Annotated in this window: 21 protein-coding genes and 3 tRNA genes; 17 read left to right on the forward strand and 7 right to left on the reverse strand. The window is 61.1% G+C overall.

The window, feature by feature from the left end; genetic code table 11:
* Positions 1–83 precede the first annotated feature (83 nt).
* The 4 genes from GSQ76_RS13075 to GSQ76_RS13090 all read left to right on the forward strand — a co-directional run bounded on the left by GSQ76_RS13075 (position 84) and on the right by GSQ76_RS13090 (position 4721).
* Entirely contained in the window at positions 84–1151 is a 1068-nt protein-coding gene (locus tag GSQ76_RS13075) for a site-specific integrase (RefSeq protein WP_158744350.1), read from the forward strand.
* A gap of 523 nt (positions 1152–1674) precedes the next feature.
* Positions 1675–2046 (forward strand): hypothetical protein, encoded by a 372-nt coding sequence (locus GSQ76_RS13080; protein WP_158744351.1) that lies wholly within the window; start codon positions 1675–1677, stop codon positions 2044–2046.
* A gap of 75 nt (positions 2047–2121) precedes the next feature.
* Positions 2122–2793 (forward strand): hypothetical protein, encoded by a 672-nt coding sequence (locus GSQ76_RS13085; RefSeq protein ID WP_158744352.1) that lies wholly within the window; start codon positions 2122–2124, stop codon positions 2791–2793.
* A complete protein-coding gene (locus tag GSQ76_RS13090) occupies positions 2790–4721 on the forward strand; it encodes a DUF5906 domain-containing protein (RefSeq protein ID WP_158744353.1) in 1932 nt (643 codons plus the stop codon). The genes GSQ76_RS13085 and GSQ76_RS13090 overlap by 4 nt, the downstream gene beginning before the upstream one ends.
* A 96-nt stretch (positions 4722–4817) precedes the next feature.
* Here the strand turns inward: GSQ76_RS13090 and GSQ76_RS13095 are convergent, their stop codons facing one another.
* Positions 4818–4958, reverse strand: coding sequence for a hypothetical protein (locus GSQ76_RS13095; RefSeq protein ID WP_158744354.1), 141 nt, complete (start codon positions 4956–4958; stop codon positions 4818–4820).
* A 155-nt stretch (positions 4959–5113) separates the two neighbouring features.
* Here GSQ76_RS13095 and GSQ76_RS13100 point away from each other — a divergent pair, with 155 nt between their 5' ends.
* Positions 5114–6169 (forward strand): hypothetical protein, encoded by a 1056-nt coding sequence (locus tag GSQ76_RS13100; RefSeq protein ID WP_158744355.1) that lies wholly within the window; start codon positions 5114–5116, stop codon positions 6167–6169.
* 35 nt (positions 6170–6204) lie between these two features.
* Here GSQ76_RS13100 and GSQ76_RS13105 read toward each other — a convergent pair whose 3' ends face one another.
* Both GSQ76_RS13105 and GSQ76_RS13110 read right to left on the reverse strand, forming a co-directional pair.
* A complete protein-coding gene (locus GSQ76_RS13105; RefSeq protein WP_158744356.1) occupies positions 6205–7416 on the reverse strand; it encodes an ISAzo13 family transposase in 1212 nt (403 codons plus the stop codon).
* Between the two features lie 118 nt (positions 7417–7534).
* Entirely contained in the window at positions 7535–8110 is a 576-nt protein-coding gene (locus GSQ76_RS13110) for a hypothetical protein (protein WP_158744357.1), read from the reverse strand.
* Positions 8111–8262: 152 nt separating this feature from the next.
* Here GSQ76_RS13110 and GSQ76_RS13115 point away from each other — a divergent pair, with 152 nt between their 5' ends.
* Together GSQ76_RS13115 and GSQ76_RS13120 are read left to right on the forward strand one after the other, a co-directional pair.
* Positions 8263–8442 carry a hypothetical protein gene (locus tag GSQ76_RS13115; RefSeq protein WP_158744358.1) on the forward strand — a complete coding sequence of 60 codons (180 nt, stop codon included), beginning with the start codon at positions 8263–8265 and terminating at the stop codon, positions 8440–8442.
* A 1249-nt stretch (positions 8443–9691) separates the two neighbouring features.
* A complete protein-coding gene (locus GSQ76_RS13120; RefSeq protein WP_158744359.1) occupies positions 9692–9922 on the forward strand; it encodes a hypothetical protein in 231 nt (76 codons plus the stop codon).
* Between the two features lie 120 nt (positions 9923–10042).
* Here GSQ76_RS13120 and GSQ76_RS13125 read toward each other — a convergent pair whose 3' ends face one another.
* Positions 10043–10945, reverse strand: a complete 903-nt coding sequence (locus GSQ76_RS13125) for an AbiV family abortive infection protein (protein ID WP_158744360.1) — start codon at positions 10943–10945, stop codon at positions 10043–10045.
* Between the two features lie 254 nt (positions 10946–11199).
* Here GSQ76_RS13125 and GSQ76_RS13130 point away from each other — a divergent pair, with 254 nt between their 5' ends.
* The 5 genes from GSQ76_RS13130 (at position 11200) to GSQ76_RS13150 (ending at position 16650) form a co-directional block, all read left to right on the forward strand.
* A complete protein-coding gene (locus GSQ76_RS13130; protein ID WP_158744361.1) occupies positions 11200–12261 on the forward strand; it encodes a DUF262 domain-containing protein in 1062 nt (353 codons plus the stop codon).
* Positions 12262–12909 (forward strand): hypothetical protein, encoded by a 648-nt coding sequence (locus GSQ76_RS13135; RefSeq protein ID WP_158744362.1) that lies wholly within the window; start codon positions 12262–12264, stop codon positions 12907–12909.
* Positions 12910–13887: 978 nt separating this feature from the next.
* Complete coding sequence (locus GSQ76_RS13140) at positions 13888–14193, forward strand: hypothetical protein (protein WP_158744363.1); 306 nt, start codon at positions 13888–13890, stop codon at positions 14191–14193.
* 183 nt (positions 14194–14376) lie between these two features.
* Positions 14377–14450: transfer RNA gene (locus GSQ76_RS13145), tRNA-Cys, on the forward strand.
* A gap of 115 nt (positions 14451–14565) precedes the next feature.
* Positions 14566–16650, forward strand: coding sequence for a hypothetical protein (locus tag GSQ76_RS13150; RefSeq protein ID WP_158744364.1), 2085 nt, complete (start codon positions 14566–14568; stop codon positions 16648–16650).
* Positions 16651–16715: 65 nt separating this feature from the next.
* Here the strand turns inward: GSQ76_RS13150 and GSQ76_RS13155 are convergent, their stop codons facing one another.
* Together GSQ76_RS13155 and GSQ76_RS13160 are read right to left on the reverse strand one after the other, a co-directional pair.
* On the reverse strand, positions 16716–17105 hold the full coding sequence (locus GSQ76_RS13155) for an FKBP-type peptidyl-prolyl cis-trans isomerase (RefSeq protein ID WP_254070387.1): 390 nt from the start codon (positions 17103–17105) through the stop codon (positions 16716–16718).
* A 180-nt stretch (positions 17106–17285) separates the two neighbouring features.
* Positions 17286–17369, reverse strand: a tRNA-Leu gene (locus GSQ76_RS13160).
* Between the two features lie 98 nt (positions 17370–17467).
* Between GSQ76_RS13160 and GSQ76_RS13165 the strand changes: the two genes are divergently transcribed.
* The 4 genes from GSQ76_RS13165 (at position 17468) to GSQ76_RS13175 (ending at position 20261) form a co-directional block, all read left to right on the forward strand.
* Positions 17468–17543: transfer RNA gene (locus GSQ76_RS13165), tRNA-Asn, on the forward strand.
* A 152-nt stretch (positions 17544–17695) separates the two neighbouring features.
* Entirely contained in the window at positions 17696–17935 is a 240-nt protein-coding gene (locus GSQ76_RS32660; protein WP_408836574.1) for an Arm DNA-binding domain-containing protein, read from the forward strand.
* A gap of 524 nt (positions 17936–18459) precedes the next feature.
* Entirely contained in the window at positions 18460–19590 is a 1131-nt protein-coding gene (locus GSQ76_RS13170) for an alpha-D-ribose 1-methylphosphonate 5-triphosphate diphosphatase (protein ID WP_158744366.1), read from the forward strand.
* 11 nt (positions 19591–19601) lie between these two features.
* Positions 19602–20261: a DUF1045 domain-containing protein gene (locus tag GSQ76_RS13175; protein WP_158744367.1), complete on the forward strand. Its 660-nt coding sequence runs from the start codon at positions 19602–19604 to the stop codon at positions 20259–20261.
* On the opposite strand, the gene phnN is transcribed toward GSQ76_RS13175, so the two are convergent.
* On the reverse strand, positions 20227–20778 hold the full coding sequence (phnN, locus tag GSQ76_RS13180) for a phosphonate metabolism protein/1,5-bisphosphokinase (PRPP-forming) PhnN (protein WP_158744368.1): 552 nt from the start codon (positions 20776–20778) through the stop codon (positions 20227–20229). The two genes, GSQ76_RS13175 and phnN, sit on opposite strands and share 35 nt — an antisense overlap.
* Positions 20779–20851: 73 nt before the next feature.
* Between phnN and GSQ76_RS13185 the strand changes: the two genes are divergently transcribed.
* The gene (locus tag GSQ76_RS13185) at positions 20852–22627 is read left to right on the forward strand and encodes a gamma-glutamyltransferase family protein (protein ID WP_158744369.1); all 1776 of its coding nucleotides are present in this window, start codon (positions 20852–20854) and stop codon (positions 22625–22627) included.
* The last annotated feature ends 1 nt before the right edge of the window (position 22628 follow it).

Raw genomic sequence — 22628 nt, forward strand, 5'->3', positions numbered from 1 at the left:
CACGGTTTTGGCGGTATCCCCGTCACTCACGACCGTCCCATGCTCAGCCAGAGCATCCTCAAGAGGCCTTGGGGACTGACAACATGGCGACGATCACGAAGCGGAAGAACGGCAGCGGCGAGTTCTCCTACCAGGTAAAGGTCCGGCAGGACGGCAAGCCGACCGCCACACGCACTTTCACCAAGCTCGCGCCAGGCAAGGCGTGGGGCGCTGCGACGGAAGCGGCGATGCGCGACGGCACCTACGCCGTCGGTAGCGGGCGAACCCTGGCTGCGGCCATCGACACCTATACAGCGGTGAAGCTGCCGGGGATGAAAGACGCCCGGATGAAGGCGGTTCACCTGGCTTGGTGGCGCGGCCGGCTGGGCAAGACCCGGCTACGCGACTTGAACCGACATCGGGTCGCGCTCGCACTCGATGATCTGGCAACCGAGCCACGGGCACCGAAGAAAGAGAACGGCGCCCCCCTCCCCCGCGCGGGCGCGACCGTCAACCGATACAAAGCGAACCTATCCGCGGTCCTGAGCTTCGCCGTCGCCAATGACTGGCTGACGGCTAACCCTGTGCGCGGCATGGAGAACCGCCTTGAGAGCAAAGGGCGGGAGCGGTTCCTGACACCCGACGAACGGGCGCGGCTACTTGCCGAGGCGAAGGCCAGCCTGAGTGCAGACCTCTATCTTGCTGTCGCCGTGAGTTTGTCGACAGGCGGCCGGCAGGGTGAGGTTCTTGGGCTGCGCTGGCCACATGTGGATTTGATCAAAGGTGTGGTCACCTTCATGGACACCAAGAACGGCAGCAATAGGAGCGTGCCCCTGGTGCCCGCTGTGGTGGAGTTGTTGCGGGAGCGCCGTCGCGTCGTGCGGCTGGACACTGACCTGGTGTTTCCGGGAAAGAAAAACCCCAAAGAGCCGATTGACCTCCGCGTGGGCTTCCGGGCCGCGTGCGCCCGTGCAGCGATCACCGGGTTCCGTTGGCATGACCAACGCCATTCCGCCGCGAGCGCCATGGCGGACATGGGGGCGTCGCTCTTGGACATCGGGACCGTGCTTGGTCATCGATCGCAACAGACCACCAAGCGCTACGCCCACCTGACCGATAGCCGGCTCCGGGACCTGGTCGAGCGGGCAGCAGCACAGCACCGGGTGTCCTGACCGATGGGACGGCAGCGAAAGACTGAGCAAGCCCCCCGGTTCCTGACTATCGCCGGGGGCAATTTGAGCGACGGTGGCGCTACGCAGCAGCAGGCTTTAATCCGGCTTTGGACTGCCATCCAGAGCAACAATGCCGTCGGGACAGACGGCAAGAAAAAGCCTGGCAGGAAGATGGCCTGGCGCCCGATTAGGTCAGCGATATACCTGGCTTTGAGACTGCCCCTTGGAGACGGGCCCGCCAGTTCCCGCAGAATGGGTGTCCGCGGTAGTCCTATCGTTCCACAGCGAGAGCGACGAGCCGTAGCCGCATTGCAGGAGACAATGAAATTCGAGGCCATGAAGGCGGACGGCAGAGCGCTATCAGGGTCATGCGACCTGACCCCAGATAATGCCACTCGGATCATTGAGCAGGCGCGGGCGCTGTTGGCAGACGATGAGACGCAGCCTGTTCAGCGGTGCATTAAATTCAGGTCATAGCTGCGAACCCTGATTAATAGGGTGTCCACCGAAAGGATGGACACCAATGAACCTACAAACCGCAGACACGCACCAGCCAACCCGCCAGCGAGACTGGCAGGGTATAAATTCAATCGCTGAACAGTCGGGGGGTGCGTTTACGCCGGCTGCCGTGCGCGCCTACGCCAACCGGGCGAAGCCGCATTACGACAGCGATGGCAGCTGGGTCGCGGGCAACGGCCTAGCCCCGCACATCTGCCAGCCCGGCGGCAAGGGCGGCAAGCTTCTAATCGACAAGCACGGCTGGAATGAATGGCTTGAAGGATGGCGGCTGAGCGAGGCCGCGCCGGCTCGAAGCCCTGCACCCGACGCGCGCGCAGCAGTGCGGGTGCCAGTGACCGCTCCCCGGCAGAGCCGTAAGACCCGGCGCGCCGCGTAACCCCCACGCGTTTGCGACGGAGGGTCGCCAGAACCTCCGTCGCCGCGATAACCGCCAACACTTGGAGCCGGCATAATGCCAGATACCACAGTCTCGCCCTTTTGGGCGACAGGATTAGCGTCGTGGATCGAGGCGCGAGACGACATCCGCGCGGGGCTACAGTTGGTGCTCGACGGAGTTGGCCCCACTACCGTAGTGGCGCTCCGCGCTCATGGTGGTGCGGATCGAGATCATGGCTTCTACCTCGACGCAGATACTATTGACGCGACAACCGAGTGGGCCATCGGCAAAAGTCGAAGCGAGTGCAACCTATATTTCCAACTCAATCAACCTAAAGGCCGCCTCAAAAAGAAAGCCGGGAAGCAGGACATCGCTGCAATTCGGGCCGGTGCGTTTGTTGACTACGACGCGAAGGCAGGGCGCTCGCTCGATCACATGCAGGCATCGCTTCTACGTCTTCCGCTACGCCCCTCAATAGTCATCGCAAGCGGCGGGGGCTTTCAACCGATCTGGCTGTTTCCTGCTCCGATGCCGGCCACCGACGAACTGGTGCGTCGTGTAGAGGCTTTGACGGAACAGATGATACGCTCTGCGGAGAAAGCTTGCGGTGGCAAGCTCGACAATGTTTTCAACATTGACCGCATCCTGCGACTGCCGTTCTCCACTAATTTTCCCGGCAAAACGAAAATAGCGGAGGGGCGCACAGTATGTCTCTCCGGCATTTTGCACATGGCGGTGGCACCATGATGAAATACCCGCTCGATGATATAGAGCAGGCGGTCATTGGCGTAGCCGCCGGCGCGCCGGCAGATAGTTCTACACTCCGGTCAGCGGCAAGCCAACCGGGGAAGCCGAGCGCCTTGTCGAGCGGCAAAATGTCGCCCGCCCTAGCGAACAAATCACTACCAGACCTAACTGCCGCCGCCCGAGCCGGAGGGCGGGCGCGCTTTGATTTTAGCAAGCTTACTAGCGACCAACAGAACAACCTGCTTGCAGCACTGTTTCATTGGCCTGGCATTTCAGCTCTTGCGGACGCAGACCGGGATTTATGGCGCAACCTCGTCTTTTCAGGAGCCCATGCCGGATACTTAGGAGCTACCAACGCCTATACTATAGCCCTCGCATGGTCCATGAGCGGCACCAAGTTCGTAAGCGAAGCCGACTTCGCTTCGGACTGGAATTCGTTTGGCCCTGCCAAGGGGATCACAGTTGGAACCGTGATAAAGACCGCGATCAGCACCGGGTTCGACCTGGGGCCGTATTTAACCGCTCAGCAAATTAGCGCTGCTACCGGGGGGACCGGACCAACGGCGGCCAGGCCAGCTAGCGCTAGCGCTAGCTCGATCGCGGTCGCCACTACCGTAGTGATGCCGCCAGCCTGGAACACCTTGCCAACCATTATGAACGAAGGTGTCGCGGGGGCGCTACTGAATAGGTTTGTTGGTTTCGCCCGGGACTTCGGATCGGGGCCTTCCTATTTTCGGCGTGCCCCGGACGGATCGCCGCATCCGATGACGCGGACGGATGGAGCTGACCTGCTGGCACCTTACCGGGTGAAGGTGGGGTCAGGTGACACCGCGAAGTTGGTGCCAGCTTGGAATTACTGGTCGAACTGGGATGGCCGGTATACCGTGGACGTGGTAGCCTATGACCCAGAAAATAAGCTCCACGCACGGGGGCAAGTGGTCGAGAATACCTGGCGCGGCTTTGCTATTATGGCTAGGCCTGGGAACTGGCCGCTCATTGAGCAGCACCTGCATGACGTGCTTTGCCGTGGAAATGCAGCACATTACAACTACTTGGTTCGTTGGTTGGCTTCCATAGTTCAACGCCCGGGGACGTCACCCCAAGTCGTTGTAGTTGCGCGGTCCATAAAAGAAGGCACCGGCAAGTCTACAGCGGCAGGCTTACTCTTGCGCATGTTTGGCCGGCACGGACACTCAGCAACCACGATCGATGAAATCATCGGCGAGTTCAACGGCGTCCTCCAAGACAAAAGCTTCGTTTCACTTGACGAGGCAGCTTTCCCAGGGGACCACAAAGCCGCCGCCCGGTTTCGGGCCGCGGTCACCAGCAACACGATTGCGATCAACCGCAAAGGAAAAGATCGGTTCGTTGTTTCTAACTCAGTTGCTTACTTCATCACCAGCAATTCTCAGTGGGTCGTCCCGGCTGGCGCTGACGCGCGCCGCTTCTTTGTGTTGGATGTGACGGAGCTACGCGACCGGGCCTACTTCGACGCGCTGTATGCGGAGATCGAAGGCGGCGGGATAGAGGCATTCCTGCATGCGCTGCTTTCGCTAGACCTGAGCGCCTTCAACGTTCGCGACGTTCCAGTCACCAAGGGACTGCAACAGCAGCAGCGGCTATCAGCCGACGACATCACGCGTTGGATTGAAGACGCTGTTGCCGGCCGTGTGCTTGTCGTTGGTATGAACGGGGGCGGTTTTGGTCAAACCATCTCGGGGCCGGCTCTACACACGGCGTTCCTGGAATGGGCGAAAGCGCAGAACGTCCGGAAGCCTGCCGGCGCGAGCGTTTTTGGGCGCGCGCTGGCGACACTTGGATGCGTGCGCGGCAGCGGCAACAACCCGCCCATGTGGACGGTCCCGGACGGTCTCACCCTACTACAAGCGTCGCATGCTCGCGCCGGCATCCGGCAGATCACGCCATGAGCCTCGCAGGGGAGGACGGGAAGATGAGGGGAGCGGCACTGCCAGCGTCTTCCCCCGATGAAAATCTAGGTATCACTGGTGTTTTCACTCTTATTTTCATTTAGGGGAAGATAGGAAGATAAATATAATAAACCACAGCAGCAGCAGCAGCAGCACGGCAAACCTGCCGCTGATCTTCCCCTTCCCCTCATGCGCAAAAACTGCAGAAGACAGCCATTTTTCCCGGGGAAGATGCATCTTCCCCTTTTCCAAGGCACCGAGTGTTGGCGGGGGGCCTTACCGTCGGGCCGGCATGCTGCGGGGTTCACTACCGTAGTGCCTGCCAAATCAACGCCAGCCCGAAAGCTCTGCACGCATATCCACCCCCGACGTCTACGATAAGGAACTGCTCAATGACCGCCTTCGATATGAATTCGATCCGCCAGCAGCTTAACGGTGTTCCGCCCGGCGAGTGGAAACGGATCCGCCAAATACCGAAGACCTACGCCCGCTTGGTTCGCATTCCGGAGAAAGTGCTACCGGGCTTTTTGTTCGGGCCCGCAGACGGTGCGCTCGTCCTACAGGTTGACGCCAAGACGGACGCCTTCAACGCGCTGCTGCTGCTACCGAACGGAAGCGCCTTTGTGCTGCACCAAAAAGCGGAAAAGCGTGGATGGCGTGGATGGCGTGGCCCTATCATGGAATGGGAGGGCGACGACCCAGAGTTCCCGATGCTCAATCTGGGCGTGTTCCCGAAAATGCCACGCATAGGCGGCAAGTTCGAGTGGGCCATGTGGCCACGCGAGATGCAGGAGCGCTTTCTCGCGGATTGGAGCGCCCGCCGCGACAAGGAACAGAACGCCGAGCAAGTGCACCCGCGACCAGGGCCAACGCTGGCGCAGGCGGGCTGGCCAGTCATGCGTGCTCACAGCCTGGGCGATCTTGTCGAGGGCATGGCGTGGGCGCTCGTGGTGGAGTTGATAGACGAGCCCCGCAGCGTCAGCCGCATACAAGACACACTCACGCTGCTGGTGAAGGCGTGTATCGAATATCAGGCCGTCTTCGGAAACACACCGGCTGCCCCAGAAAGCATCGTGCAGTCCTTCTTGAAGACGATCGAATGCGGCGCGTTGATCTCGGGCATCGTGATGAAGATGCTGGACGAGATGGGCGCCCTGATCGTCTCATCGGTTGCGGAACTGACACTGCAACCACCTTTGGATGCCACGCCCGAGCAGCAAAAAGATTTCCGCGCTACAGCGTCACGATACATGTTCCGCAATCCGGACCTCCTGCACCTCGAAGACGCCCTCGTGCAGGCAGAGGACGAGCCGGGCAGCGGCGATGGCGCGATCATGGAGGCCGTGCGGAACCTCTTGGGTCGTGAGGGGCTGCCGAAAGGGACGGTGCAGACGGCGCTTGACGTGTGGGCTGGCCAAGCCCGGTGCGTCATCGTCGGGGTTGTGTAGTCGGTCCTCTAAGGATCCGAGCTTTAATAACCGCTTCAACATCGCTTCCGGCGTGGCGCGATGGTGTAGTTCCATTCGCCATGAAAGTTGGACGGCGTGATATTTAGTGTGGCCATATCGGCATCAGAAACTTTGACACCTTTTTCATAGTCGTTCTCATCGAGGCGACACTGGACGGTGAGCCCCGTCGTGGTCCTGGTGTTGGCGATCAACTGAATGATCACTTCGTGTGTGATCAGAGGTTTGCCCCGCCAGTTCTGCGTGATGAATGCAAACAGGCGATGCTCGATGCGGTTCCATTTGCTGGTGCCGGGCGGTAGATGTGCCACGGTAATGGACAACCTCGTTTGGTCTGCAAGTTTTTGCAGTTCGCTTTTCCAAAGGCGTACGCGGGCACCGTTGCTACCTCCGCAGTCAGCCGTGATCAGGATCTGACGAGCCCTCTTGTAACGTGCCTGTCCAAGTTCGAACCACCAGCGGCGGATACTTTCGACGGCGAATGCTGCCGTGTCACTTGTAACGCCGAGATTGATCCAGCCGGTATTGGCGGCAATGTCATACACGCCATAGGGCGACACCTTGCCAAGTTCTGGAATAGCGAAATCATGCACCCGCACCGGCTCCGGTTGCCCCCGAGGGCGCAACTCACGCCCGTTATTCTTGAAGTCTCCGACAAGCTCCTTCTTTTTCGTGTCGACGGATATGGCAGGTTGTCCCGCTGCCTGGAAAGCGTTGACGAGCATATTGATGTGCTCGAATTGTGCATTGCGATCCGGGTGGCTCATGCCCTCGCTGGTTTTGCGGTTGGCTTGCAGGCTGAAACCCAGGCGCCGCAGCAAACGTCCAACCAGCTTTTGACTTGCGGTGAAGCCCTGTTCCGATAAGGCCGCGGCGAGGTGTCGCTGACTCTTGCTCACCCATAGGAGGGCCGCCTCCGGATCGCCGCGGATCGCTGACTCCACCAGCTTGGACAAAGCGTCGAGTAGCCCAGGCTCTGTGTCCACCTTCTGCTTGCGTCCACCACCAGGGCGACGGACCCGATCAGAGGGCGGGTTCTCCTCACGCCGGAGTTCAGCCAAGCCACGCCCGATCGTACTGCGCGCTACGCCAGTGGCAGTGGACACCGCACTCACCCCACCCAGACCTGCCAGACGAGCCTCGGTTGCAGCAAAAAGCCGACGAGCTCGCTCATTGAGAAAAGGGGCAAGCGCCTCGAAACGGGCTTTGATTGCAAGAGTGTCGATCACATTCTCAGGCTAGTACACCTTGCAACCCGATTCCTAGCCCCCGATTCGTTTATTCTGGCCCGGGCCCTAAGTCACATAGAGGCCGGCTGCTTGGCCAGGGAGCCGCCGGCCTCCTGAATCAGATGATGATGGGTTCGAGTTCGTCGGCTCGGTGCTCGATCACGCCGGGCCGACGAACGGTAGCAATCGTCTCTATCATGTCGCCGATATGAATGTTGACGCTGAAGCTTCCCCCCACACCTTCGCCAGCACCCCGGCCAGCACCGTAGCCGCCGTGCTGCCCCAGCTTCGCCCGCGTCTCGCCCATGCGGATCTGTTGCCCGGCCAGCGCGGCAACCGTCGTGCCCTGCCCGGCTGTCTCTGCCGCGTCGGCGGAGCGTTCAAGACGGTCACGGACTTTGCGGAGATCGTTCACAAGCGACGCCAGCGCCAGGAACGCCGCCGGGTCGCCCGCCTCTGCCGCCGCCATTGTAGTCGCCCGCTGGGCCGCCGCATCCGCGCCCTTGTTCGCCATGGTCGCGAGGGCCTTGGCAGGAGCCTCCACGTGAAGCTTGCGGTGTCGCTGGATCGACATACGACCAACACCGCCCCCGACCAGGTTGGAAATCGCCTGATCGCTGACGCCTTCCGCGATCAACACGGCTACGGACTTTGCAGTCTTGGGGTTCGAACAAACTTTGCAGGGTGTGGGCATGACGGTATTCCTAATGCGGTATTCCATTACCGCACGGTTCGCACGGCTCACGCTATAGCAAAGCTGTCATGGGCTATTTCAACTGCCGAGACTCATCTTCCTGGGTCGCCCTATCTAGCCGGCGCCAAAGTTTCGCCTTAAATGGAAGAACGATGCCTGACACGCGCAGCCTTGATGGTCGAACAGCAGAAGCCGTTTTTGCGGCGGATGAGGCGGTGCGTCTTGCTGAACAAGCATGCCGCGAGGCAGCGTCGCTTTTAACAACGATTGACCGCCTGGAGGCAGCAGCCCGCACATTGAGCGGCGGCAAACGCGAGGTCCCCGCGCGGTAGTGCCCCAGTTTAGTGGCGACAACGCCGCAGGTGTTACAGCGGACGAGTTGATAGAGGAAGTGGATAGCTGCGATGAGCGGCTACCTGGTCGTGCAGGATACATTCCGCCCGGCAGTCGTGCAGTCAGTGGTGACAGCCCGCGGGGGCGGTGTGATGACAATGCGCGGGGTGACAGCTTGGTCGATTTGGTTGTTCACGCGCTCCTGCTGCGCGTTCTGCCGCAGACGGTCAGCGGCGCCTGCGTCAATCTCTCCCGGGTCGATGCATCGAAACTCCAATTCGGCGCTGGCGCAGCGAGCACCTATGATGCCGTCCTGGCTGCTGGAAGACATGGTCGAGACTTGCTGATGGCGAGCCGAACAGTATTGGTTCGCCTCCCGATAGATGTCGGCCTTTGTGCCCGCCGCTGACCTGAAGCCGCAGGCTGGGCTAGTCTTGCTGATCATGAAGGTATCTCGGTCCATCGGGACTACACCCGTGCTGGCACAGCCGGAGAGCGACGTTGCTGCGGCGAAGCACAGCATGCGCAGAATTTGCATATGGTCCCTTCAAGGCCCGTCGGTTCTAAGCTGACGGAGAGACCCCGGCGAGTGCCGAAGCCTCAATCTGGAGGTGATATGTCTGGCACCGATGTGGCGTGCCGACCAGCCTCAAATTGCGCCAAGTCCAGTCATCCACGAGTGCACTGAGTGACACCCTCAGATGAGTGGCTCAATGGAGCCACGGGGTGCCGTCAATCCCATGGCCAGGTGGAGGGGGCCACCACTCTCCGGCTCACGTCATCACACCGGCCTGTCGTCAGGCCCCCCACTAGCACAAGCAGTTGCGCCACGGTCGATTGACTCAACGGCCAGTTACGACGAGGCTCCGTTCCGGGTTGGCGACGAACCAAGGAACCGAAAATGAAGATCTCCCACACGGCTGCCATCTTGGCGCTGCTGCTGGCGCTGTCATCCCCTGCCGGAGCCCGAGGTGGCGGTGGCCATTCAAGCTCAAGTGGCACAGGCTCAAGCTCTTCATCTCATTCGGTCGAAGGCTACACAACCAACCGAGGCACCTATGTGGCGCCCTACCATGCCACCAACCCTAATGCTACGCAGCGCGACAACTACAGTGCGACGGGCAACGTCAACCCATACACTGGCGCGGTCGGGAGCAGGGCGCCCCAGCATTAGCGGTGCGCTGTGATGAGCCGGCAAAGTGGACGAGACGCGACAAGTTTATGGCTCATTGTCGTGAGGCGCGCCGCATGCTCCGTGTCAGCCTTGCCGTGGCCATCTCCCTCGGCCTCGCGGCATGCGTCCAGTCCGAGATGATCGTGCTGAAGAACCCGCAGACGAGCGAGATCAAGGAATGCTCCAAGAACAGCGGCGCGTCGTTCTTCCCGATCGCACAGACGATGATGGACAACAGCGCCGCCCGGAGTTGCGCGAGCGGGTATCAGGCGGCGGGTATCAGGCAGCGGGTTTCGTGCGGATGAACTAGCCCTATTGAGTGCGACTAGGATGCTGATGTCTTGCGTGATCAGGCATCGGCATCGGCTGGTCTATCACGGGTGAAGGCAGGACTTCCCCGGTGTGCCGTGTATCTGTTCGTGGGTCTAACCGAGCTCGGCCTCAAACGCGCTGACAGTCCCGATCATGCGTTCAAACTCGAACGGAAAGTGACCGTAAGCTTCCGCCCAAATTTCTCCGGCCAGCAGCACCAACAATTTCGCCTTTTCCTGTCCGATCCTTTCGCCAGGTGTAGCCACCGCACCATCAACATAGTCAATATAGAGGCAGGCCTGTCGGAGCGTCTCCAACCTGCCGCTTTCCGCGTCCTGGATTACCTGCCGCACAGCGTTTAGACCGACAATTCGATCCAATCTCGCATTAATCAAAGCGCCTGCCATCACGCCCATAAAGGCTTTCTGGCGGTGATTTCGACCGACATCCCTTAACTCCGTCGCCGCTGAGCGTGGACTATCGTATGCGAGTAGCTCGTGCCAGATTAGACCGACCTTACCCATCTCCTCTAACAGGAGGATCGATGTGAAGGTAGCGAGAGGGAAATGCCCGCCGCGATACAAATCCCGGCTGTCGGTCCAGAGCTGTTCCAGATGACCTAATACCTTAAGATATTGTTGAAGACACTCTTCGAAGGTCGAGCCGGTGAGTAGCGAGGGGCTGTTGTCGGCCATTTCGACATGCAGCTTTGTAATTTTTAAGAGCCGCCGCAGGCCGTCCTTGCTGGCGACGGAAGCATTGAGGTCAGCCGAATGCTTGCCGGCCGATATCCGGTCGATCGACGCACCGATTTCGATGGCAAGCCGCTTGAGGATGCGCTCGTCCCGCAATAGCATCATCGACACTCTTGAGCTTTGGACATGCCCGAAATAGTCTCCGGGTTCCGAGCGGTTAGCCTTCATCACCTCCATTATCGATACATGTCCGTCGGCGACGGCCTCGACAAATGCCAGCCACTGTTCCGCTGTTGCGGCAGCCCAATCATCATCCGCCATGCCGCATCCCCTTCGTTTTGCTTTGTCCGACTAGGTCGGCCACCCTGTGCAAGCCAGTCGACCCGATGGGGCGCAACCAATGACGTAGTCGATCTCTGTAGGCTGTGCCACTACTGCAGCGATTGCTCGAAACAGCGAGCCCCCTCTAGAGCGCCTTTGCAGTCGCCGAGATACTGGACGCAACCGTATTCTCGCTCGATAGTAGGAAACAAACCTCCGCGCAATCAGCGGAGAAAGGAAAGCTAACCGCGCAGATGAAGAACTTCGACAGTCGAGTTTACAATATTGGAGATTTCAGGGAGTGGTTTGAACGCAATCAGCTCGAGCTCTCCCCTCAATTTCAGCGGAGGAGTGTCTGGACACCAAAAGCCAAATCTTATCTTATAGATAGCATCGTTCGGGGGAAGCCCATACCCAAACTTCTGCTTACACAAGAGACGCGGGACAAGCGCAATATCCGCACGGTCGTTGATGGTCAACAACGCCTACGGGCAATTATGGATTTTATGGATTGCAATTTTACCCTTTCGAGAGCGCACAATAAGGATCTGTCGGGAATTAAATACGATAACCTACCCTCAGAAGTGCAGTCTGACTTTTTAAAGTATGAAGTAGGTGTCGATCTTCTCTACGACATTCCCTACAAGGATATTCTCGATATATTTGCCAGACTGAACACCTATAATATGCGGCTAAATAGTCAGGAGCTATTGAACGCCCAATACGTGGGCTATTTCAAACAAATTGCTTATAATCTTGGATATGAATACGTCGAATATTTTGTCAAAGGTGGCGTCCTATCGGAAGCAAACGTGAGTAGAATGGCGGAAGCGAACCTGACATCTGATTTACTGATATCTCTCTGCGACGGAGTGCAGAGCAGCAAAGCCCTAGAGGGCTTTTATAGAAAATTTGACGATGAATTTCCAAACGTTGACAAGTATGAGGAGCAATTTAACGAAGTGATGTCAGTGATAGGAGATTGCTATAGGCCGGATGAATTGACCCGCACCAATTGGTCTAGGGTGCACTTATTTTACACGATGTTTTCATCAATCGCCCATATTATGTTTGGCCTAAACGGGCTTGAGCCTGTTAGGCGAAACCGCCGCATTCATGATGCCATTGGGCGGCTTAAGATCACCTTAGACGATATATCCGCGCGGTTTGACGAATACTCGCAAGCGCAGGGGCTTGAAGGCGTTCCTCCGGACTATGCCCTTTTTATTGATAACTCTCGGAGAGGAACTACAGACACTGGAAACCGTCAATACCGATCTAATTTTGTTTGCGCCAAGATAATCGAGGGGCTCTGAATGGCGTCTAGGCGAAAAGTCTCCGCAGCTCATAAAGTATTCAATGGAGCAATCGACAAATTAATTATCTTAGACGGACATAACCAATCACGCTTTCGAGCAGGGCCTGGCAGGCCAACTCCGAAGATTTTAACTGTCACGCAATTGCACGTTATTACTGAGGGGATATTCACTAGGGCATTTCGGACTTTTGAAACGTTCGTTGAAGAAGTCTTTGTTCTCTACGCTATGAAAAAGCCATCTCGCAGCGGCCGGGTCGGCACGCCATACTTATTGCCTAAGTCGCCTGAGCACACTATGGAACTACTCCAGTCTAACATGGTGTTTCTTGAGTGGAATAGCCCTGATGTTATCGTAAAGAGATCGGAGCTGTACTTCCAAGATGGCTATCCTGTGAAAGCAGCCTTTACAATGAACCTCCAGCTTTTGCAGGATGCAAGATGGGTGCGAAACCACATTGCGCACAATTCGCGACAGTCTGTGTCAAAATATAACGGGGTCCTGCGTCGAGCTTATGGCACCCTGCCTATAAAAGCGATTTCGCCTGGCGAATTCTTGCAATCTACAAACACAAGCAGCCCAGGAACCCACTACCTGCTTTCCTTTCTAAGCGGCTTTAAGAAGGTCGCTGATGATCTAACCGCCTGATATGCGGGCCTGCGAAATCACCGCGCTCCGTCACGCGCTCATCTGCAGTCCGACACGATTGGATGCTACAGCAAGCATGGTAGCTCCAATCTGGTGAGCCAATTGCTGCAATGGTCCGGGCGGTGCTAAAGCCGTTTCCAGGTGAAGGGGCGGAGGTGACACTGACCGAGAGACGCTACGTGGTCGAAGGAATATAGCGGGTCGACTTTTTCCAATTCTCCATGGCCCAAAGCGGGCGCAAATTTGCAAGACCGAAACACGCAAGCTGCTGCTTAACGTCTACAAGATCGTATGAGCAGCATGGTCGGATGTGGTCGATATGCCAACCGCTGTGCGTATGATTGCGCCAGTGCATGCCGGGCAGAAACATTGCCTCTAAGTGATCGACAAGTTGCACCGGACTAAAGTCAAGACCCTTTATAATGCGGTTTAGGTGTTTGCTGTTACTGGTTTGCAGAACGATATCAAGAGACTGATTTAGCCTGTATTGTAGGGTGTTTCGCACATACCAATGTTCTTTGCTTCGACCTACCCTCATGAACACGCCTCATTCGTATGGCTGTCGCATTGTCCGCACTTGATTCGACGCGGAGTTATTGCAGTGTTACACCGTGCTCGGGCTGTATTTAGTCGAGGGATTGACGCTGGAAGACAGCCCGGCAATCCCAGCAGCATCGCTGCACGGTTGTCTGAAACATATCCTCGTATGAGCGTCTCAATAGACCGGGTGCGGGGGTCGAGAACCCGTGTCCAGCACCCCTCCCCGGTTCGCCATGTATGTCGAGGCAGCGCAACTAATACGCGAGGGGCTGAGTGAGGCGTCCTGCCTCGATAGGGACCGCTCCATGAACATCTTCCGTCGCCTCCCCTGAATATCAGCACCCGCCGCGTCGGCGGCCTGCGGTTCTTGAAGATCGGACGGCTAACGGTGTCGTGGAGCGTCAGCCGCCACTATCGCCCGATGAATGGAACTACACATTGAACATTCCCGCAGACCACACCCCCGTCACCCTGCCCTTTGGCGTGAGCCTGGACGCCGTCATGGACCTAGGGGCGGTGTTGGGTCGCCAAGCCGCCGCGTCCTTGCTGGCAGACACTATGGAGGGCCTGACGATGGGGCAGCAGCGCCGTGCCGAGGCGCTGACGTTCGAGGGGGTGGAGGAGTTGGAGGCGGCGGTAGCCGCGATCGAGCGCGAGGCGGTGGGGGCCGGTGACTTTATAGCCGGCGCGCTGCATCAGGCGATGGTCCAGTATGTCAACCCTTCGACCGCGCTACGGGGGTAGCCGGCTCGCAACACGATCGGGTGGCCATCGGGGGCCGCTCGCTCCAACCCCATGGGACAGCTATGGGACAATGAACTCGGATATCTCCGAGCATCTGGCCAAATCCTGACAACTCCGATATAGACGCGCCCTGGGGTGCAAACGGCTGATTTCCGCGGTTTTCTCTCTAAGTTAAGCACCGTTGGTCCGGTGGCAGAGTGGTGATGTAGCGGACTGCAAATCCGCGTATGCCGGTTCGATTCCGGCCCGGACCTCCAAATGCGTCACCGCCCCACGCCCGGGCCGCCATGGCACCTAACCAGAGGGATTGCTGGCACCCCAAATGCACCAACCCTCCGCCAGACGGCTCGCGCAGCCCGGCGCCGCATCGGAATGACCCACCGGTATCACAACGCGCCGGCCAGGGCGGTGCTCGTGACGCTCGTCGGGTTGCTGGCGGTGGCGTGCTTTTTCCGGTTTCAAATCGGCAATGGCTTCAGCCTGCTGTTCAGCGATGTCTGGGACGGCCGGATCGAAATAACGATCCTAGAGCATTGGTGGAACGTGTTCCACGGGGTGGAGCCCTGGGATCGCGTGGCCTACTTCTACCCGACGCCGCATACGCTTGGGTACAATGACGGGTATTTTCTGTACGGTGTCCTCTACTCTGCCTATCGCGGGCTTGGGCTAGACCCGTTTCTCGCCGGCGAAATGGTGAACGTCGCAATGCGGTTCGCCGGGTTCGTCGGGTTCTACCTGTTTGCCCGGTGCGCTCTGTCAATCACGACCCGCTACGCCCTGCTGGGCGCAGCAATATTTACCGTCGCAAACAACATGTTCATGCAAGCGGTGCATGCCCAACTCCACACGGTCGGGCTAGCGCCCATCGTCCTTTGGCTGGTCTGGCAAGCCGCCGCCGCCTTGGCAGGCGAGCGGCCGGGGCGCGCCGCCCTATGGGGCGTGGCTGCGGCGCTGGTGTATGACGCGTGGTTGCTGACGGCGTTCTACACCGCTTGGTTCCTGGCGCTGTTCGGCGTGCTGGTGGTGCTCGCCTGGGCGCCACTGGCGTGGTGGGGCGGCCAGCTTGGCTGGGCGGCGATGCGGCGCTGGGTGCGGTGGCCGGTCGGGGTGGCGCTTGCGGCCGGCGCGGTGGGCGCCATCCCGTTCCTGGCACTGTATCTGCCGCGGGCACAGGCAGCAGGCATGCATCCATTTTCGGAGATCCTGTCGTTCGCCACGACGCCGCTGGACCTGCTGCATGTCGGGTCGGGCAATTGGCTATTCGGTTGGCTGGACGCGCTGACCACTCGCACCCTACGGCCCGGTGCGGCGGATTTCGGCGAGCGACTGGTCGGCATCCCGCCGATCCTGCTGATCTGCGCTATAGCCGGTGCGGCGCTGACCTGGCGGCGCGGTCGCGGCGGCAATGGGTTGTGGCGCGCCGTCACCGTGGCGCTGCTCATTTCCGTTTTGCTAATGGTGCGGTTTGGCGACGTAATGGGCTGGCAGCTCGTCTACGCCCTGGTGCCGGGCGCGCCGGCAGTCCGTGTCGTGCCGCGCTTCATGCTGTTCCTGACGCTGCCGATCATCCTGCTGGCGATACGGTTCGTCGCTGCCCAGTCGCGCCACTGGTCCGCCCTCGGGGTCGGCGCGCTGGCCGCGCTTCTGCTACTGGAGGAGGGAAACAGCTTCGCCTACATCCGCCTCGACCGCGCGGAGGAGCTAGCGTTTCTGGCCGCGGTCCCGCCAACGCCCTCCACCTGCCGGAGCTTCTTCGTGGAAGGGCAGCGTGGCTCGCAAAGTCCATCCTTCAGCCGGGAGGATGCGATGTTTCTGGCCGAAATGCGACGAGTGCCGACGCTGAACGGCCAATCCTCGGTCATCCCGGCCGGGATGGAGCCATTATTGCCGGGTCAACCGGAATATCTGGCTAGGATGCGCCAATACGCAGCGGCTCAACGCATCAGCATCGGGGTATGCGCCCTGGACCTGGGCGGGCGCAGTTGGAATGTCGCCCCGTTTGCCGGAATGCTCGCTAGATTGCCCGTGAATACCGTCCTGCGGGCCGGACTGGGCGGTGAGCTAGCACCGTTTCTGCTCGGCGGCTGGAGCAGCCCCGAGCAAAGCGGCCGCTGGACGACCGGCCCGACGGCGGAACTGCAATTCGCCGCACCGGCCGGCAACGGGCATGGGATGGTCCTGGAAGTTCGCGGCAACGGCCTGGTGCCACCGGGGCGGCAAACGCAAACAGTCTACGTCTCCGTCGACGATACCCGGCTGGCGCACTGGGAGATCGGCCCTACCCCGGCAATCTACCGAATGGAGATCCCGGCGGCCGAACTAGCCCGGGGGGACGCGGTCACGTTGCGCTTGGATATTGCCAACCCGGTGAGTCCCAAACTGCTTGGGCTATCGAACGACACGAGGCGGCTCGGCGTCTGGCTGCAGGATATCCGGCTGGTGCCAGGCGCCCCCTAGCCCAGTCGGCGCCGGGTAGATGACCCGGCGCCCAGTCTCAGAAATCTACTTTGAAGAGGCCGGTATCAGTTGATGCCTAGCAACTCGACGTCGAAGATCAGCGTCGCGTTCGGCGGGATAACGCCGCCGGCGCCGCGGCTGCCATAACCCTGGTCCGCCGGGATGATCAGCGTGCGCTTGCCGCCGACATGCATGGTGGAAACACCCTGGTCCCACCCGGCAATCACCTGGCCTACCCCCAGCTTGAACTGAAACGGCTGGCCGCGGTCGCGTGAGCTGTCGAATTTGCGGCCTGGCTTGCCGTTATCGTCCAACCATCCGGTGTAATGGACCGACACGGTCTGGCCTGGTTGGGGCTGTGCCCCGGTGCCCACGACTTCGTCGCGGTATTGCACGCCAGACGTCATCGTCACGAGGTCGGCAGCAGGGGCGGCATTGGTCATGGCTAACAACATGGCTCCGATAAGGGGCAGAAATGTGCGGGAGAGGACTGGGAAGACCAACACGGCGCTCCTCTTGCAAACGCTACCGGTTGGCGGCGCGGCCCCGTTCTAGTGCGGCTTGGCCGCCGTGCAAACCGGGTGACATGTCACACAGCCGTGGTCGACGCACGGCCAGCCCGGGGTTGATGTGTTTGGTGCGAGAGGGGGGATTCGAACCCCCACGCCTTGCGGCGCACGATTTTGAGTCGCGTGCGTCTACCGTTCCGCCACTCTCGCAGTGGCGCGCACCATACTCATTTACGTTCGCGTGGCAACGCGTCGATGAGGAATTGCGTCCCGGCGACAACGCGGCTATAGACCCCGCCGCACGCTGTTCCCGAATAGCTCAGTTGGTAGAGCAAGCGACTGTTAATCGCTCGGTCGTAGGTTCGAGTCCTACTTCGGGAGCCAGCGTGCGTTTCCGTGGTGCGTCGCACTCCATCGTAAGCCGCTGATTTGGCTTATGATTTGGCGGATTAGACCATCACGGTGGCCCACACCCCATTGCAACAGTTCACGCCAAACCGGATACAAAGCCGGGACTCTATATCCGGCCGGTATCCATGCTCACAGACGCCAAGCTCCGAAACGCAAAGGCGGCCGACAAACCTTACCGGCTCTTGGACGCCGAAGGGCTGCATCTCTTCGTCCCCGCGGCCGGCGGGAAGTCATGGCGCTGGCGCCATCAGCGCGCCGGCGTGGAGCGGCTCGTCACTCTCGGGCGCTATGCTGCTAATCACGCGCAATATCGGCTGTCTGCCATGCACCCGCGTTGGTGGGCTGGTATCTTTAGATTGCCATAACTCGCGCACATGCCGCGTGCGCACCGGGCCGTCAGCGCATAAGGCACCACAGGGCAAGCAAGCCGGCCCATAGTAAGCATCCCAGCAACAAGCCGAGCGCCAACCCGCGAGCGGCGCAATGCTGCGGATATTCGACGTCCAATCCCCGCATGACTTCACGGCATGCGGCGGTTTCGCTTTGGTGCTGAACATTTGGCTCTGCCAGAATTCGGTGCAACATATGAACGTTTCCTCTTGTTCTTTTGCAGTCAACATGAACCGGTCCGTCTATATGAACAAGTATTTTCCACTTTATACTTTGCATCGCAGCCGACGTTGAGTTCTATGCTGCATCTGCGAAATAGACGACCGAGCCGGCTCGGCGCTCAGGCCCGGACGGGTTTGCCGCAGCGGCGTTGCGAAGTATGCTCACTCCAGGCGGCATGGTAGCCACCGCTGTCACCGTAGCTTCATGCCCTTGGCCGGGCTGCGCGTGGCAGATACCGTGGTTTTCCGCCCCGCCCTCGATCCAGCCAGGAATCTGCATGATCTGCCTCACCAATGCCCGCATCGTCCTCCTCGACCGGGTTATCCACGGCACGATCGTGATGGAGGGCGGGCGCATCGCCTCGGTCGAGACCGGCCTATCGCAGTTATCCACCGCGATCGATGTAGATGGCGACACGGTGATCGCCGGCGTGGTGGATCTGCATACCGATAATCTCGAGCGCCAGGTGCAGCCGCGCAGCAACGCGCGCTGGCCGTCCCGCTCCGCCATGGTGGCGCACGACTCACAATGCGCCGCCGCCGGGGTGACGACCGTGCTGGACGCGCTGTGCCTGGGCGATCTGGGCTTCGACAAGGACCGGATCCGCACGTTCCGGGAGGGTGTGATCGACGGCGACGCACTGGCCGAGAGCGGGTTACTGAAGAGCGACCACTATTTACACCTGCGCTGCGAAATGCCCGCTGCGGATGTCATTGCCCTACTTGATCCGGTGGCCGACCACCCCCGCGTGCGCATGATCAGCCTGATGGACCATTCGCCCGGCGTCGGCCAATACGCCAATATGGAGCGCTATCGCGCGCTACGGGCCAAAGAAGGCATCGACTCCGCCACGGTGGAGCGACGGATCGTGGAGTTGCAGGACCAGCGCGCCCGGCTGAGGGACCCGAACCGCCGCGCCTTGCTGGACCGGGTGCGCCACAGCGGGACGGTGCTGGCCAGCCATGATGACCGCACGGCAGAAGAAGTGGACGAGAACCACCGCGACGGCATCCGCATCAGCGAGTTCCCCGTCACCATGGAGGCCGCGAAGGCCGCCCGGGCGCATGACATGCAGGTGATTGCCGGAGCGCCAAACATCGTCCGCGGCGGCAGCCATAGCGGCAACGTCGCTGCGTCGGATCTGGTGCGGGCGCGGGCGGTGGATGCCTTCGCGTCCGACTACGTGCCCGCCAGCCTGGTGGAGGCGGCGTTCGGCTGCGTCCGCGACACCGACATCACACTTCCGGACGCCGTGGCGTTGGTAACGGACAGCCCAGCCCGCATGGCCGGCCTCGGCGACCGCGGCCGGATTGCGACTGGATATCGCGCCGACCTCGTTCGTATCCGCGTGCATGACGGGCTGCCGATCGTGCGTCAGGTCTGGCTCGCGGGCGAGCGGGTGATCTGAGCGCCGACCCGATGAGCGCCCGCGTCGGCGTCTACTACGCCCCCGTCTTCGACGACCCGCTTTGGATCGCTGGCTGCGCCTGGCTCGGTCGCGATCCGCAAACGGGGCGCAGCTTCGACTCGGGGCGGGAGGAAATGACGGCGGATGCCCGGCTCTACGGCTTCCACGCGACTCTGAAGCCACCCATGCGCATGGCGCATTCCTGGACGGCGTTGATGGAGGATGCCGAGCGGGTGGCCGCCAGCATCGCACCGTTCGACCTGCCGCGGCTGGAGGTCGCCAGTATCGGGACCTTCTTGGCCTTGCGCGAGTCGGTCCCCTGCCCACCGCTGAATGCGCTGGCCGATGCCTGCGTCACCGAGCTGGACAGCCATCGTGTCCCGGCTGACGCGGCGGAGATCGCCCGGCGCCGCAAGTCGAAGCTGTCGCCCGAACAGGACGCAATGCTGCTGAACTGGGGCTACCCCCACGTGCTATCGACCTGGCGGTTTCACATGACACTGACCCGGCGGCTGTCGCCTGAGGAGTGGGACGTCGTGCAGCCCGAAGCCATGGCGCATTTCGCCGCATCCCTGGCCCAGCCACGCCGAGTGGCGGACATCTGCCTGTTCACCCAGGCAGCGCCGGGCGCGCCGTTTATGCTTGCAGAGCGTGTTCCGCTGCACGGTTGAGCACGGCGACCAACTGGGCCGCCCCCTCCGCCACCGTCCCCGTGTTCACGATCGTATCGCGCTCCACCGGCAGCGGTAGCAGGATCGCGCGGGCAAGGCGGCGGGCCAGATCGTCCGCATCCTCCCGCCCGCGCTCGGAAATGCGGCGGGCCCGGACTTCGGTGGGGGCCGTCACCTCCACCACGTGGACACGAAACCGGCTGGAAAGCTGCGGCACGGTGGCGCGGGAGACGTTGGCCACCACCACGCGGCCCGCATCCAGGTCGCGGGCGATACTGCCGGGAAGGCCATACCGCAAGCCGTGGGCACGCCATTGCAGCGCCAAATGCCCGGCCTCGGCCCGGCGATCGAACTCCTCATCCGTCACGCTCTCGTGCTTCTCGCCGCCTTCGATCACCGGGCGCGTGACGACACGACGCACGAACCGGAACCGGCCGTCCCCGTCCAGCGTCGTTTGCGCCGCCTCGATCAGCGTATCTTTGCCCGCGCCCGAAGCGCCGACGACCAGCACAAGCATTCTGTTCGACCAACCCGTCTTGTCCGGCGCGACCTTGGCGCTAGGTTGCGGTTAGCGCAACGGAGCACGCCGCATGTTCACCACTCGACCCGAGATCGCCGGCACATTCGGCGTGGTTGCAACGACGCACTGGCTCGCCAGCGGAGTCGGGCAGGCCGTGCTGGAGCGGGGCGGCAATGCGTTCGACGCCGCCTGCGCCGCCGCCTTCACCTTGCAGATTGCCGAGCCGCACCTGAACGGACCCGGCGGCGACGCGCCGATCATCATCCACGACGCCAAAACCGGGAAGCAGTCCGTGGTGTGCGGCCAGGGCCCTTCCCCCGCCGCCGCTACGCTGGAGGCGTTCAGCGCGATGGGGGTGGATCTGATCCCCGCTACCGGCGTGCTGCCGGCCGTAGTACCCGGCGCGTTCGGCGCCTGGTGCAAACTGCTACGGGATTGGGGCACCTGGGAACTGGGCGACGTGCTGGAATATGCCATTGGCTATGCCCAGAACGGCGTGCCGCTGGTCCCGCGCGTAGCCGCCACGATCGAAAGCGTGCGGCCGCTGTTCAAGGAAGAATGGACCTCCAGCGCCGAAATCTGGCTACCGGGCGGCAACGTCCCGGGGTTGGACAAGCCATTCGCCAATCCAACTCTGGCCGCCACCTACCGCCGGGTCGTGACGGAGGCCGTGGGTGCCACGCGAGAAGCGCGGATCGATGCCGCGCACCGCGCCTGGTACCAAGGCTTCGTCGCCGAGGCGATCGGCAATTTCGTCGCCGAGACGGACGTGCTGGATGTGTCCGGCCGTCACCATCGCGGCCTGCTGACCGCGCAGGACATGGCGGAGTGGCTGCCGACGGTCGAAGCGCCGCTGGCCTACGACTACGCCGGGCACACGATCCTGAAATGCGGCCCGTGGAGCCAGGGTCCGGTCATGCTGCAGCAATTGGCGATCCTGGCCGGGTTCGATATCGGCGCGATGGACCCGCTCGGCCCCGATTTCGTCCATACGATCATCGAGTCGATGAAGCTGGCCTATGCCGACCGGGAGGCGTTCTACGGCGACCCGAATTTCTCCGACATCCCGATGCAGCACCTGCTCTCCCCGGAATACAATGCGGAGCGACGCAAGCTGATCACCGGCGAGGCGTCGTTCGACCTGCGACCCGGCGTCGTGGGCAACCATTCCCCATGGGTGGATCGTGAGGCTGCTTCGCGCGCCGATATGCTAACCCGGGCACCCGGCGCCGGCGAGCCGACTGTGGCACGAATGGGAGTCATCGGGGCCGACACGGTCCACATCGACGTGATCGACAAATGGGGCAACATGGTCAGCGCCACGCCCTCTGGTGGGTGGCTGCAATCTTCCCCGGCGATCCCGGGGTTGGGCTTCTGCCTGGGCACGCGTGGCCAGATGTTCTGGTTGCGGCCGGACCTACCGAACAGCCTGCTGCCGAAGAAGCGGCCGCGCACAACGCTGTCCCCATCGATGGCGTTGCGCGATGGGAAGGCCTGGATGGCATTCGGCACGCCGGGTGGGGAGCAGCAGGACCAGTGGCAGACGATCTTCCTGCTGCGCCGCATCCACCACAAGCTAGGTATCCAGGCGGCGATCGACATGCCGTCCTTCCATACCGAGCACTGGCCCAGCAGCTTCTGGCCGCGCGTTGCCCGGCCAGGGAAGGTGGTGCTCGAGGGCCGCTTCGCCAATTCCGTGCTGGACGAACTGGTGCGTCGCGGCCACTCGGCCACCAAGGGGGATGATTGGTCGGAGGGTCGGCTGTCCGCGGCCGACACGGTCGATGGCTTCCTGCACACCGGCGCCAACCCGCGCGGCATGCAGGGCTACGCGGTCGGGCGCTGAG

This window comes from Acidisphaera sp. L21 (assembly GCF_009765685.1).
Classification (GTDB): Bacteria; Pseudomonadota; Alphaproteobacteria; order Acetobacterales; family Acetobacteraceae; genus LMUY01.